This is a genomic window from Streptomyces sp. NPDC048734 (assembly GCF_043198675.1).
Taxonomy (GTDB): Bacteria; Actinomycetota; Actinomycetes; order Streptomycetales; family Streptomycetaceae; genus Streptomyces.
The window spans coordinates 1,076,071-1,089,826 of record NZ_JBICUZ010000001.1; the positions used below are offsets into that span (position 1 = coordinate 1,076,071).

Below are 13,756 nucleotides of genomic sequence, written 5' to 3' on the forward strand. Positions count from 1 at the left end.
TCATCCTCCTGGTGTGGCCGGTTGCGCGGCTTCCAGCAGTTCGGCGAGTTCCACCAGGTCGGTGCCGGTGAGACGGGGCAGGGCGCAGCCGGAGAGGGTGCGGCAGGCGGCGCGCCAGGTCGCCGGGATCGACGCGGCACCGCCCAGCGCCCCGGTCAGCGCGCCCGCGAGCGCGGGGGCGGAGTCCGCGACCCGCGACAGACAGGCCGCCGCCGGTACGGCCTCCGCGATCCGCCCGCCCGACGCGACGGCCAGGGCGAGGGCTACGGGCACGGTCTCGGCGGCGGCGACGCCGTAGCTGTAGACGTGGTCGACGATCTGGTGCTCCAGCAGCGGCACCAGGGCGAACGTGCTCTCCGAGGCCCGTGCGAGGGCGAGCGCGTGACGGGCGTTGCGGCCGATCTCCGTCCCCTCGGGGAGTTCGGCGAGCGCCGCGGCCACGCAGGCATCGGCGTCCGCGCCGGCCAGGGCCAGACAGAGGGCCGCCGCCATCGCGCGGGCGCCGTGCACGCCGTCGCCGTCCTGCGTGTAGCGGGCGTCGAACTCGGCCAGTTCGGCGGCGAGTCGGGGGTCGCCGGGGTGGGCCACCGCGAGCACGCAGGCCCGGACGCAGGCCGCGTCGTCGAAGTAGTGCGGGTTGTCGTGGCCGGTGGCGGGCGGGCGCAGGCCGGTGGCCAGGTTGCCGAGGCCGGCCCGGACCGAGATGCGGGCGCGCAGGGGGAGCACGGCCGACTCCACCTCGGGCGCGCGCTCCGCCGCCGCCGCGACCTCACTGGCGGCGGCGTTCCAGGTGAGGTCGATGGCGGCGCGCATACGACGCTGACGGCTGAGGTCACCGAGGACGGTGTCGTCGCCCGCCCGCAGGACCGCCTCCGCGGCGAAGGCCGCCCACTCGGCGTCGTCGGACGGGCCCAGGCGGAGGGGTTCGGGGGACTGGTTCAGGGCGATGGGGACGGGGAGGGTCGTCGTCGCGTTCTGCTCGGCGAAGGTGTCCAGTTCGCGGGTGAGGCGGCGGGTCCACTCCGGCATGCGGGCGGCGCGGTGACGGGCGGCGGGCCAGCCGGCGGCGTCGCCCGCGGCGAGGCCGAGGAGGAGGCCCTCGGTCCGGCGCGGCGCCGGTCCGGCCTCGGCTTCGCCCTCGGCCGGGGAGCGTTTCCCGCCCGCACCGGCCGCGCGGGCACCGCCGGCGGGGGCGGGCGGCCCCGGCGGGAGGCCCTCGCCGTCGGCGGCCGCGCGTCCGCTCGGCTCCACCGCGCTCGTGGCGTCCGTGGCGTCCGTGGCGGCGTCGGCATCGATGCCGACACCACCGCCGTTGCCGACACCACCGCCGTTGCCGTCGCCGTCGGTGGTCGCGGGCCTGGCCGGCCTCGTCGGGACGGTGCGGGGCGTGACGGCTTCGCCGTCGGCGGCGGGGGCGGGCGGCTTCGCCGTGGTGGTGCGACCGGTGATGTCCACCGCGTCGGTGGTCGCGGGTGCGGGCGGCTCCGCCGTGGTCGTGCTGCCCGCGGTGGCGGCGTCCGCGGTGGAGGCGTCCGCGGTGGAGGCGTCCGTGGGCGGCGCCAGGGCCACCGGACCGCCCGCAGCGCCCTCGTCCCACGGGCCCGGCGGCCTCATGAGGTGGCCGCCGGGGTCAGGAGGTCGGCCACGTCCAGGACGTGGTGGCCGCAGACCGACGGGAGGCAGCTGCCGCGGGCCGGGCCGATGGCGGCCGCCCAGTCCGCGGGGATCGCCGAGACGCCCTGGCCGGCGCCGGCCAGGGCGCCCGCCACCGCGGCCGTCGTGTCGGCGTCGCGGCCCATGTTGACGGCCGTGAGGACGGCCCGGGCGAAGTCGCCGTCGGCCGCCGCGTACGCGCCGAAGGCGAGGGCGACCGCCTCGGGGGCCAGATCGGTCCAGGGGTAGCCGCCGATGACGACGGCGGAGCGGACGGCGCGTTCGCCGCGGTGGGCGACCGCGACCGCGCGGCGCAGGGAGCGGGCCGTCCAGGAGTCGTCGGGGATCACGGCCAGGGCGGCGGCGACCACGGCGACCGTCGGCGCTCCCGCCATCGCGGCCGCGACGCCCGCCGCGACCGCCTGGCCGCCGTAGATGCCCTCGCCGTCGTGGCTGACCGAGCCGTCGACGGCGACCAGGCGGGCGGCCTCGGCCGGGCGGCCCGCGGCGAAGACGCCGAAGGGGGCGGCGCGCATCGCGAGGCCGTCGCTCCAGGCGTGCCGGTGCTGGGCGGACACGGGGGCGGCCAGGCCCCGGCGGAGGTTCTCCAGGGTGCCGCGTTCACTGAAGCCCGCCCCGCGGAAGGGGCCCTCGTGGCGGCCGGTGATCCACCGGTGCCAGGCCGCCTCCACGTCGGCGGGGGTCAGCGCGGAGCCGTGCCGGGCCAGCAGGAGGCCCGAGAAGATCGCGTACTCGGTGTCGTCGGTGCCCGCCGGGCGGTCGGTGACGTAGCCCGTGACCCGGCCCCAGCGGGCGCGGATCTCGGACGGCTTGAGGTTCTCGGCCGGTGCGCCGAGGGCGTCTCCCACGGCCAGGCCGAGCAGTGCGCCGCGGGCCCGGTCGCGGAGGCCGCCGGCGCCCTTCGGCGCCGGGACCGGGGGCATGCAGGCGATCGATGCCATACGGGGCCTTCCCTCCGGGGGCCGCGCACGGGTGCGGAGCCCTTTGCGGATGTGTCCCACCGTCGGCGGTTGACCTGAGCCTCCCGGGCCGTCATGTCACCCGGTCGACATCTGTGCAGCCTCCCGATCGAATGAGCGGCACAGGGTAAAGCTGCAGGTTAGCGGAGCCTTTCCTTGCTGGCGGAGAGGGAAGTGCGGGCGTATTCTCAGTGTTGTCAAAATATGGAATCAGTCCAAGGAAGGCTGTCCGGGGGGCACGCCGGGCGGCGCGGAGACGTACGTCTGGAGATCGGCATGGCTCTCATCGAGACCGAGGCGGCGCTGCACGAGGCGCACCGGGACAACCACACCCACCGGGACGTGAACGGCGGCTGGCTGCGGCCGGCCGTCTTCGGCGCGATGGACGGCCTGGTCTCCAACCTCGCCCTGATGACCGGTGTCGCCGGCGGGGCGGTCGAGCGGCAGACCATCGTGCTCACCGGGCTCGCGGGTCTCGCCGCCGGCGCCTTCTCGATGGCCGCCGGCGAGTACACCTCCGTCGCCTCGCAGCGCGAACTCGTCGAGGCCGAACTCGACGTCGAGCGGGGCGAGCTGAGGAAGCACCCGAAGGACGAGGAGGCCGAGCTGGCCGCACTCTACGAGTCCCGCGGCGTCGAGCCGGAGCTCGCCCGGCAGGTCGCCTCGCAGCTGTCGCACGACCCCGAGCAGGCGCTGGAGATACACGCCCGCGAGGAACTGGGCGTCGACCCCTTCGACCTGCCCTCGCCGCTGGTCGCCGCCGTCTCCAGCTTCGGCGCCTTCGCGCTGGGCGCCCTGCTGCCCGTCCTGCCCTATCTGCTGGGCGCGACCGTGCTCTGGCCGGCCGTCCTGCTCGCGCTGTCCGGGCTGTTCCTGTGCGGTGCGGTGGTGGCCAGGGTGACCGCGCGGACCTGGTGGTACAGCGGGCTGCGACAGCTCGCCCTCGGTGGTGCGGCGGCCGGTGTGACGTACGCCCTGGGCAGTTTCTTCGGAACGGCCGTAGGATAGATCGGATGCTACTTATGCGATGGGCCGTATAAGTAGCCGTTACTCGCTGGTTTCGCGCGCTTGACCACCGGGCATGAGCCGTAAGCGCTGTGGGCAACGACGCCCGCGGTGCACTCGCGGAGTGGGTTACGACGCCCCCTCCGCCCCCTGCGGACTGACGGGCACCGGTCCGACCGATGGTGTCCGGTCAAGTCCCCCCACACACTTTCAGCCGCTCGTGCGGCACCCCGCCGCCACCCCCGCGGCGTCCGCATGTTGGAACGGAGTATCCGGTTCCCGAGAACCGCTCCATCATGTAACCTGCACGAAATTTTGCACTTACGCAGAGGGCCAACGTCGTCCCTTCGCCAGCAGACATGCCACTTGAGACGACGACGGGAGAGCCGATGCGTACGCCGCGCCAGCCGTCCCAGCATTCCGCGAATGGCCAGAACTGGTCCTTCATGGATGCTCGCCCTGCTGCGCAGGGTATGTACGACCCCCGCAACGAGCACGACGCCTGTGGCGTCGGCTTCGTGGCCAACCTCACCGGCGAGGCGAGCCACACGCTGGTCGAGCAGGCGCTGACCGTTCTGCGCAACCTCGAGCACCGTGGCGCCACCGGCTCCGAGCCCGACTCCGGCGACGGCGCGGGCATCCTCACCCAGGTCCCCGACGCGTTCCTGCGCGAGGTCGCCGGGTTCGAGCTGCCCGAGGCCGGCGGTTACGCCGTCGGCATCGCCTTCCTGCCGGAGGACGGCCTGCAGGACGCCGTCTCGCGCATCGAGACGATCGCGGCCGAAGAGGGCCTCACCGTCCTCGGCTGGCGCGAGGTCCCGGTCGCCCCCGAGCTCCTCGGCGCCACCGCCCGCTCGACGATGCCCGCCTTCCGCCAGGTCTTCGTCACCGACGGCGCCTCGAAGGGCGTCGACCTCGACCGCCGCGCCTTCGTGCTGCGCAAGCGCGCCGAGCGCGAGGCCGGCGTCTACTTCCCCTCGCTGTCCGCGCGGACCATCGTCTACAAGGGCATGCTGACCACCGGCCAGCTCGAACCCTTCTTCCCGGACCTGTCCGACCGCCGCTTCGCCTCGGCCGTGTCGCTCGTCCACTCGCGCTTCTCGACGAACACCTTCCCGTCGTGGCCGCTCGCCCACCCGTACCGCTTCGTCGCGCACAACGGTGAGATCAACACCGTCAAGGGCAACCGCAACTGGATGGCGGCCCGCGAGTCCCAGCTCGTCTCCGACCTCTTCGGGGACCAGGAGCGCATCGACCGCGTCTTCCCCATCTGCACGCCGGACGCCTCCGACTCGGCGTCCTTCGACGAGGTGCTCGAGCTGCTCCACCTCGGTGGCCGCTCGCTGCCGCACTCCGTGCTGATGATGATCCCGGAGGCGTGGGAGAACCACGACTCCATGGACCCGGCCCGCCGCGCCTTCTACCAGTTCCACTCCAACCTGATGGAGCCCTGGGACGGTCCGGCCTGCGTCACCTTCACCGACGGCGTCCAGGTCGGCGCGGTCCTCGACCGCAACGGTCTGCGTCCCGGCCGCTACTGGGTCACCGACGACGGCCTCGTCGTCCTCGGCTCCGAGGTCGGCGTCCTCGACATCGACCCGGCGAAGGTCGTCCGCAAGGGCCGCCTCCAGCCCGGCCGGATGTTCCTCGTCGACACCGCCGAGCACCGCATCATCGAGGACGACGAGATCAAGGCCCAGCTCGCCGCCGAGAACCCCTACGCGGAGTGGCTGGAAGCCGGCGAGATCGAGCTGAGCGACCTGCCCGAGCGCGAGCACATCGTGCACACCCACGCCTCGGTCACCCGCCGCCAGCAGACCTTCGGCTACACCGAGGAGGAGCTGCGCATCCTGCTCGCGCCGATGGCCAAGTCGGCCGCCGAGCCGATCGGCTCCATGGGCACCGACTCGCCGATCGCCGCGCTCTCGTCGCGCCCGCGCCTGCTCTTCGACTACTTCACCCAGCTGTTCGCGCAGGTCACCAATCCGCCGCTGGACGCGATCCGCGAGGAACTGGTCACCTCCTTGCGCTCCTCGCTCGGCCCGCAGGGCAACCTGCTCGACCCGAGCGCCGCGTCCTGCCGCTCCGTCGTGCTGCCCTTCCCGGTGATCGACAACGACGAGCTGGCCAAGCTCATCCACATCAACGCCGACGGCGACATGCCCGGCTTCAAGGCCGCGACCCTCTCCGGCCTGTACCGGGTGCACGGCGGCGGGGACGCGCTGGCCGCGCGGATCGAGGAGATCTGCGCCGAGACCGACGAGGCCATCGCCAACGGCGCCCGCCTCATCGTGCTGTCCGACCGCCACTCCGACGCCGAGCACGCGCCGATCCCGTCGCTGCTGCTCACCGCGGCCGTCCACCACCACCTCATCCGCACCAAGCAGCGCACCCAGGTGGGCCTGCTGGTGGAGGCCGGCGACGTCCGCGAGGTGCACCACGTCGCCCTGCTGATCGGCTTCGGCGCCGCCGCCGTCAACCCGTACCTGGCGATGGAGTCCGTCGAGGACCTGCTGCGCGCCGGCACCTTCCTGGACGGCATGGAGCCCGAGCAGGCGATCCGCAACCTGATCTACGCCCTCGGCAAGGGCGTCCTGAAGGTCATGTCCAAGATGGGCATCTCGACCGTCGCCTCCTACCGCGGCGCCCAGGTGTTCGAGGCCGTCGGTCTCGACGACGCCTTCGTCGCGAAGTACTTCAACGGCACGGCCACCAAGATCGGCGGCGTCGGCATCGACGTCGTCGCCAAGGAGGTCGCCGCCCGCCACGCCAAGGCCTACCCGGCCAGCGGCATCGCGCCGGCCCACCGCGCGCTGGACATAGGCGGCGAGTACCAGTGGCGCCGCGAGGGCGAACCGCACCTGTTCGACCCCGAGACGGTCTTCCGCCTCCAGCACTCCACGCGCGCGGGCCGCTACGACATCTTCAAGAAGTACACGGACCGCGTGAACGAGCAGTCCGAGCGCCTCATGACGCTGCGCGGACTGTTCGGCTTCAGCTCCGGCCGGCAGCCGATCCCCCTCGACGAGGTCGAGCCGGTCGGCGAGATCGTCAAGCGCTTCTCCACCGGCGCCATGTCGTACGGCTCCATCTCCAAGGAGGCGCACGAGACCCTCGCCATCGCCATGAACCAGCTGGGCGGCAAGTCCAACACCGGTGAGGGCGGCGAGGACCCGGACCGGCTGTACGACCCGGCGCGGCGTTCGTCGATCAAGCAGGTCGCCTCCGGCCGCTTCGGCGTCACCTCCGAGTACCTGGTCAACGCGGACGACATCCAGATCAAGATGGCCCAGGGCGCCAAGCCCGGCGAGGGCGGCCAGCTGCCCGGCCACAAGGTCTACCCGTGGGTCGCCAAGACCCGGCACTCCACCCCGGGTGTCGGTCTGATCTCCCCGCCGCCGCACCACGACATCTACTCCATCGAGGACCTGGCCCAGCTCATCCACGACCTCAAGAACGCCAACCCGCAGGCCCGCATCCACGTGAAGCTGGTCTCCGAGGTCGGCGTCGGCACGGTCGCCGCCGGTGTCTCCAAGGCCCACGCGGACGTCGTCCTCATCTCCGGCCACGACGGCGGCACGGGCGCGTCCCCGCTGACCTCCCTCAAGCACGCGGGCGGTCCCTGGGAGCTGGGCCTCGCCGAGACCCAGCAGACCCTGCTGCTCAACGGCCTGCGCGACCGCATCGTCGTGCAGACCGACGGCCAGCTCAAGACCGGCCGCGACGTGGTCATCGCCGCGCTGCTCGGCGCCGAGGAGTTCGGTTTCGCCACCGCGCCGCTCGTCGTCTCCGGCTGCGTCATGATGCGCGTCTGCCACCTGGACACCTGCCCGGTCGGCATCGCCACCCAGAACCCGGTGCTGCGCGACCGGTTCAACGGCAAGGCCGAGTACGTGGTGAACTTCTTCAGGTTCATCGCCGAGGAGGTCCGCGAACTGCTGGCCGAGCTGGGCTTCCGCTCGATCGAGGAGGCCGTCGGCCACGCCGAGGTCCTCGACGTCGAGCGCGCCGTCGACCACTGGAAGGCCCAGGGCCTGAACCTGGAGCCGCTGTTCCACGTCCCGGCACTGCCCGAGGGCGCCTCCCTCCACCAGGTCGTCGAGCAGGACCACGGCCTGGAGAAGGCGCTCGACAACGAGCTGATCAGGCTCGCCGCCGACGCGCTGGCCGCGGACTCCCAGGCCGACGCCCACCCGGTGCGCGCCCAGGTCGCGATCCGCAACATCAACCGCACGGTCGGCACCATGCTCGGCCACGAGGTGACGAAGAAGTTCGGTGGCGCGGGCCTGCCCGACGACACCATCGACATCACCTTCACCGGCTCGGCCGGCCAGTCCTTCGGCGCCTTCCTCCCGCGCGGTGTCACACTGCGCCTGGAGGGCGACGCCAACGACTACGTCGGCAAGGGCCTCTCCGGCGGCCGGGTCGTCGTCCGCCCGGACCGGGGCGCCGACCACCTCGCCGAGTACTCGACGATCGCGGGCAACACCATCGCGTACGGCGCGACCGGCGGCGAGCTGTTCCTGCGCGGCCGGACGGGCGAGCGGTTCTGCGTCCGCAACTCCGGCGCGACGGTCGTCTCCGAGGGCGTGGGCGACCACGGCTGCGAGTACATGACCGGCGGCCACGCGGTGGTCCTCGGCGAGACGGGCCGCAACTTCGCGGCCGGCATGTCCGGCGGCGTCGCCTACGTGATCGACCTGAACCGCGACAACGTCAACGCCGGCAACCTCGGCGCCGTCGAGGCGCTCGACGACACCGACAAGGCATGGCTGCACGACGTGGTGCGCCGCCACGCCGAGGAGACCGGCTCGACGGTCGCCGAGAAGCTGCTCGCCGACTGGGACGTCTCCGTGGAGCGCTTCAGCAAGATCATCCCCAGCACGTACAAGGCAGTGCTCGCCGCCAAGGACGCCGCCGAGCGAGCCGGTCTCTCCGAGACCGAGATCACCGAGAAGATGATGGAGGCGGCGACCAATGGCTGATCCCAAGGGCTTTCTCAACCACGGCCGCGAGGTCGCCAGGTCCCGCCCCGTCGAGGAGCGCGTCAAGGACTGGAACGAGGTGTACGTCCCCGGCTCGCTGCTGCCGATCATCGGCAAGCAGGCCAGCCGGTGCATGGACTGCGGCATCCCGTTCTGCCACAACGGCTGTCCGCTGGGGAACCTGATCCCCGAGTGGAACGACTTCGCCTACCGCGAGGACTGGTCGGCGGCCTCCGAGCGCCTGCACGCCACGAACAACTTCCCGGAGTTCACGGGCCGGCTGTGCCCCGCCCCGTGCGAGTCGGCGTGCGTGCTCGGCATCAACCAGCCGCCGGTCACCATCAAGAACGTCGAGGTCTCGATCATCGACAAGGCGTGGGAGACCGGTGACGTCGCCCCGCAGATCCCTGAGCGGCTGTCCGGCAAGACGGTCGCGGTCATCGGCTCGGGCCCGGCGGGCCTGGCCGCCGCCCAGCAGCTGACCCGGGCCGGCCACACCGTCGCCGTCTACGAGCGCGCGGACCGCGTCGGAGGCCTCCTGCGGTACGGCATCCCCGAGTTCAAGATGGAGAAGCGGCACATCAACCGCCGTATCGAGCAGATGCGCGCGGAGGGCACCCGCTTCCGTACGGGCATCGAGATCGGCCGCGACCTCAAGGCCACGGACCTGAAGAAGCGCTACGACGCCGTCGTCATCGCCGCCGGCGCCACGACCGCCCGCGATCTGCCGGTCCCCGGCCGCGAACTCAAGGGCGTCTACCAGGCCATGGAGTACCTGCCGCTGGCCAACAAGGTGCAGGAGGGCGACTTCGTGGCGCCCCCGATCTCGGCCGAGGGCAAGCACGTCGTGGTCATCGGCGGTGGCGACACCGGCGCCGACTGCGTGGGCACCGCCCACCGCCAGGGCGCGGCCTCCGTCACGCAGCTGGAGATCATGCCCCGCCCGAACGAGGAGCGGAACCCGGTCGCCCAGCCGTGGCCGACGTTCCCGATGCTCTACAAGGTCACCAGCGCGCACGAGGAGGGCGGCGAGCGGGTCTACTCCGTCTCCACCACCCACTTCGAGGGCGACGAGGACGGAAACGTCCAGTGGCTGCACCTCACCGAGGTCGAGTTCGTCGAGGGCAAGCTGACCCAGAAGCCGGGCACGGAGCGCAAGATCCCCGCCCAGCTGGTCACCCTCGCCATGGGCTTCACCGGCACCGACCGCGAGAACGGCCTCGTGGAGCAGTTCGGCCTGGAGCTGGACGAGCGCGGCAACATCGCCCGCGACGCCGACTTCCGGACCAACGTGCCGGGCGTGTACGTCGCCGGTGACGCCGGCCGCGGCCAGTCCCTCATCGTGTGGGCGATCGCGGAGGGCCGCTCGGCCGCCCGCGGCGTCGACCGCTTCCTGACCGGCACCAGCGAGCTGCCGGCCCCGATCCGGCCGACCGACCGGTCCCTGATGGTCTGACGGTCCGGTCCCTGACGGTCCGGTCCCTGACGGTCCGGTCCCCGACGGTCTACGGACCGCCCGGCGGATCGTCCCACGCTCCGCCTGACGGACCGTCACCAAGCGTCCCGTACAAAGGCGTACGGGCGGGATGTCCGGGGGCACCGCCCCCGCACACCCCCCGAGACGGCGTCTGCCCCACTGTCCCCGACCGGACGACCGGGCAGGCGCCGCCGCACGTCCCGGTGTGGGAAGGTGTGGCCCATGGTCGCGATCAGTCTCAGCAAGGTCCAGGAGACGGCGCCCGCGCTGGTCAGCCTGTACAAGAGCGCCGGGGTGTCCCTCACGAAGCACGGCCTGGACGGGCAGCGGGCCGCCGTCTACCTGGTCGTGGACCACTCGGGGTCGATGAAGCCGTACTACCGGGACGGCAGTGTGCAGGCGCTCGCCGACCGGGTGCTGGGGCTCTCGGCGCACCTCGACGACGACGGGCGGGTGCCGGTGGTGTTCTTCTCCACCGACGTGGACGCCGTCACCGACATCGCGCTCGCCGACCACCAGGGGCGGGTGGAGCGGATCGTGGCCGGTCTCGGGCACATGGGCAGGACCAGCTACCACCTGGCGATGGACGCCGTCATCGACCACTACCTCGACAGCGGCTCGCGCGAGCCCGCCCTCGTCGTCTTCCAGACCGACGGCGGGCCGATCAACAAGCTCGCGGCCGAACGCTATCTGTGCAAGGCCTCCGCGCTGCCGCTGTTCTGGCAGTTCATCGGCTTCGGGGACAAGGACAGCAAGCAGTTCGACTTCCTGCGCAAGCTCGACGAGCTGCCCGTACCGGGAAAACGGGTCGTCGACAACGCCGGCTTCTTCCACGCGGGCGCCGATCCGCGCGGGGTCTCGGACGCGGAGCTGTACGACCGGCTGGTCGGCGAGTTCCCCCAGTGGCTGGCGGCGGCACGGGCGCAGGGGATCGTGGGCCCCGGCCGCTGAGCCGGACGGCGTGAAGGCCGCCCGCACGGAACTCCCGCACGGCACTCCCGGGGGGTGCCCCGGGCGGGGCGGGGCACGGGTCCCCTTCCCCACGCGACGCGCACGGCCGGGCGGACGCCTCCGGGCGGACAGCTCCGGACGGACGCCTCAGGTGTCACACTCCAGCACCGTCCGGCACAAGCCGCACCGCGCCCGCACCCGCCCCCGCACCGGCACCCTGATCCGCTGAAGACAGGTGGGACAGGGGAACGTCACCCGCAGCGGCCCCCGCCCGTCCGGCACGAAGGCGTACGGAGCGGTCGACGGGGCGGCCGGCGCCGGGGTGTCCCGCGCGTGCCGCCGGTCACGCGCGTAGCGCCGCCGCCCCGCCCACCCCGCGGCCGTCAGCGGCGGCTGCCGTCCGTCGAGACGGGCCCGCTCCCGCCCCGCGACGTACGCCGTGTACGCCTGCGCGCTGGTGAACCACGTCGACGGGTCCTCGCCGAAGACCAGCGCCCGCTTGGCCAGCACGTACCCGAACTCCTCCGGCGTCAGGTACCCCAGCTTCTGCGAGGAGGCCGCGTCCTCCCGGTAGGCGTCGAGCAGCAGCCACCCCGCCCCCAGATAGGCGGTGGCCGTGTCCGTGAGGATCTCGTTGTCACGCGTGCCGGGGAACGCCAGGTCCACGCGGTGCAGGAAGACGTGCATGATCTCGTGCGCCAAGGCCGCGCCGATGTCCCGCCGATGGGTGCGGAACCGGTCGTTCAGCTCGATGAAGTACTCGGGCCCCGCCGTCAGTTCGACGTCGGCGGCGTGCTGCATCTCCCGGAAGCCGACGATCACCCGGGCGTCCGGCAGGCGGAAGTGCCGCACCAGCTCCCGCGCCACCCGCTGCGCCCCGAGATGCAGGTCGTCGGTGTCGCAGAACGCGACGTCCGCGGGGGCCACGCTGACGGGGAACTGGTGGACGGTGTCGTACGACAGCCGCCGGTACAGCGCGGTGACGGCGTCCCTCACCGTGTCCAGGTGGGGGTAACCGTGCTCGACCGGTCCGCCGTTCGCCACGCCCGTACCCCCAAGACGCCGTGCCCCGCTTCCACTGTACGAGCGACCGCCGCGAGCGGCCCCGGTGAGAACCGGAGGAACCCCGACGGGAACCGGGGGAGCGCGCGCCGGGCGAGGGCCCCGGCGGCAGCGATCCCGCGGCCGCCGGCCCCGGATCGCGACGCACTAGGGTGAACGCCCATGACCACCAGCAACACCGGAACCGGTGACGTCGACCCCGCCGTCCACGAGGAACTCGCCCGGCTGCGCGACAGCATCGACAACATCGACGCGGCCGTCATCCACATGCTCGCCGAGCGCTTCAAGGCCACCCAGCAGGTCGGCCACCTCAAGGCCCGCCACCAGCTGCCGGCCGCCGACCCGGCCCGCGAGGCCCGCCAGATCGCCCGCCTGCGCGCCCTCGCCGAGAGCGCCAAGCTCGACCCGGCGTTCGCCGAGAAACTTCTCAACTTCATCATCGCCGAGGTGATCCGCCACCACGAGCGCATCGCCGAGGACGCCGTCAACGGCGCCTGACCTCCACGGACGGCCCCGCGCGCGGCGGCCCCGAACCCGGCGCGGCCGGCCCCGCGCGCGCCCCCGGCGGGCACCGGGCGTCAGCCGACGGACACTGCGCGTCAGGGTTCGGGCATAAGCTGGTGGTCCCATCGCGGGAGGGACGTCGGTCATGCCGCCGGATGCCAGGATCCTGATCGTGGACGACCACCAGGACACGCTGTACGCGCTGGAGAACGTCCTGGCCCCGCTGGGCCACCGGATAACCCGCGCCAACAGCGGCGACGAGGCGCTCAAGCAGGTGCTGCGAGGCCGGGTCGGCCTCCTCGTGCTCGACGTGCGCATGCCCGGCGTCAGCGGCCTGGACGTGGTCCGCTACCTGCGGCGCCTCGAACAGACCCAGCACATCCCCGTCATCCTCCTCACCGGCTTCGGCCCCGACCAGGAACTGACCGCCACCGCCTTCGGCCTCGGCGTGGCCGACCTGGTCATGAAGCCGGTCGACCCGCTGGCCCTGCGCACCAAGGTCCGCTACCTCTACGACGCCCACCAGCGCTACGTCGCCCTCCAGGAGGAGACGCGCGCGCTGCGGGCCCGGGTGGAGGGCCTGGGCGCAGGGACCCCGGACGCCCCGGACGCCCGGGTGCCGCCCCAGCGCGACACCGAGGCCCGTTCGGCGGGACCGCGGACTCCTACGGCGACGTAGGCCGGACCCGGCGCAGACGCCGCCCGGCGACGCAGGCCCGTCCCCCGCGTCGTCGGTACCGGGCTCCTGCGGCGGCGTGAGGCCGGCCCCGCGCTGTCGGCACCGGGCTCCTACGGGCGACGCAGGCCCGCCTCCGCGTCGTCGGTACCGGGCTCCTGCGGCGGCGTGAGGCCGGCCCCGCGCTGTCGGCACCGGGCTCCTACGGGCGACGCAGGCCCGCCTCCGCGCTGTCGGCACCGGGCTCCTGCGGCGGCGTGAGGCCGGCCCCGCGCTGTCGGCACCGGGCTCCTACGGGCGACGCAGGCCCGTCCCCGCGCCGTCGGTACCGGGCTCCCGGTGCGGCGTGAAACCCGGCCCCGCGCCGTCGGCACCGGGATCCCGCCCTCCCGGCGCATGCGCGAACGGGGGACAAACGGCGCGTACCGATCCGCCCCTGTGCCCGGCCTGCGGCATCGGGCAG

General features: G+C 73.0%; 9 protein-coding genes. 6 read left to right on the top strand and 3 right to left on the bottom strand.

Going from position 1 to position 13,756, the window contains the following annotated elements:
* Together ACGFQC_RS04760 and ACGFQC_RS04765 are read right to left on the bottom strand one after the other, a co-directional pair.
* A complete protein-coding gene (locus tag ACGFQC_RS04760; RefSeq protein WP_393287826.1) occupies positions 1-1,296 on the bottom strand; it encodes an ADP-ribosylglycohydrolase family protein in 1,296 nt (431 codons plus the stop codon).
* A 314-nt stretch (positions 1,297-1,610) separates the two neighbouring features.
* Complete coding sequence (locus ACGFQC_RS04765; protein WP_363087280.1) at positions 1,611-2,615, bottom strand: ADP-ribosylglycohydrolase family protein; 1,005 nt, start codon at positions 2,613-2,615, stop codon at positions 1,611-1,613.
* Between the two features lie 294 nt (positions 2,616-2,909).
* Here ACGFQC_RS04765 and ACGFQC_RS04770 point away from each other — a divergent pair, with 294 nt between their 5' ends.
* The 4 genes from ACGFQC_RS04770 (at position 2,910) to ACGFQC_RS04785 (ending at position 11,051) form a co-directional block, all read left to right on the top strand.
* Entirely contained in the window at positions 2,910-3,641 is a 732-nt protein-coding gene (locus ACGFQC_RS04770; protein WP_363087281.1) for a VIT1/CCC1 transporter family protein, read from the top strand.
* 386 nt (positions 3,642-4,027) lie between these two features.
* Complete coding sequence (gene gltB, locus ACGFQC_RS04775) at positions 4,028-8,623, top strand: glutamate synthase large subunit (protein WP_363087282.1); 4,596 nt, start codon at positions 4,028-4,030, stop codon at positions 8,621-8,623.
* Entirely contained in the window at positions 8,616-10,079 is a 1,464-nt protein-coding gene (locus ACGFQC_RS04780; RefSeq protein ID WP_363087283.1) for a glutamate synthase subunit beta, read from the top strand. Before gltB ends, ACGFQC_RS04780 begins: the two co-directional genes overlap by 8 nt.
* A 243-nt stretch (positions 10,080-10,322) precedes the next feature.
* Complete coding sequence (locus ACGFQC_RS04785; protein WP_363087284.1) at positions 10,323-11,051, top strand: VWA domain-containing protein; 729 nt, start codon at positions 10,323-10,325, stop codon at positions 11,049-11,051.
* Positions 11,052-11,198: 147 nt separating this feature from the next.
* Here the strand turns inward: ACGFQC_RS04785 and ACGFQC_RS04790 are convergent, their stop codons facing one another.
* Complete coding sequence (locus ACGFQC_RS04790) at positions 11,199-12,095, bottom strand: hypothetical protein (protein WP_363087285.1); 897 nt, start codon at positions 12,093-12,095, stop codon at positions 11,199-11,201.
* 180 nt (positions 12,096-12,275) lie between these two features.
* Here ACGFQC_RS04790 and ACGFQC_RS04795 point away from each other — a divergent pair, with 180 nt between their 5' ends.
* Together ACGFQC_RS04795 and ACGFQC_RS04800 are read left to right on the top strand one after the other, a co-directional pair.
* Positions 12,276-12,611, top strand: coding sequence for a chorismate mutase (locus tag ACGFQC_RS04795; RefSeq protein WP_363087286.1), 336 nt, complete (start codon positions 12,276-12,278; stop codon positions 12,609-12,611).
* 151 nt (positions 12,612-12,762) lie between these two features.
* A complete protein-coding gene (locus ACGFQC_RS04800; RefSeq protein WP_363087287.1) occupies positions 12,763-13,296 on the top strand; it encodes a response regulator in 534 nt (177 codons plus the stop codon).
* The last annotated feature ends 460 nt before the right edge of the window (positions 13,297-13,756 follow it).

What these genes read in the sequence shown, in the direction of transcription:
- ACGFQC_RS04765 (WP_363087280.1), bottom strand. Translation starts at nt 2,615, where the DNA reads ATGGCATCGATCGCCTGCATGCCCCCGGTCCCGGCGCCGAAGGGCGCC.
- ACGFQC_RS04770 (WP_363087281.1), top strand. Translation starts at nt 2,910, where the DNA reads ATGGCTCTCATCGAGACCGAGGCGGCGCTGCACGAGGCGCACCGGGAC.
- gltB (WP_363087282.1), top strand. Translation starts at nt 4,028, where the DNA reads ATGCGTACGCCGCGCCAGCCGTCCCAGCATTCCGCGAATGGCCAGAAC.
- ACGFQC_RS04780 (WP_363087283.1), top strand. Translation starts at nt 8,616, where the DNA reads ATGGCTGATCCCAAGGGCTTTCTCAACCACGGCCGCGAGGTCGCCAGG.
- ACGFQC_RS04785 (WP_363087284.1), top strand. Translation starts at nt 10,323, where the DNA reads ATGGTCGCGATCAGTCTCAGCAAGGTCCAGGAGACGGCGCCCGCGCTG.
- ACGFQC_RS04795 (WP_363087286.1), top strand. Translation starts at nt 12,276, where the DNA reads ATGACCACCAGCAACACCGGAACCGGTGACGTCGACCCCGCCGTCCAC.
- ACGFQC_RS04800 (WP_363087287.1), top strand. Translation starts at nt 12,763, where the DNA reads ATGCCGCCGGATGCCAGGATCCTGATCGTGGACGACCACCAGGACACG.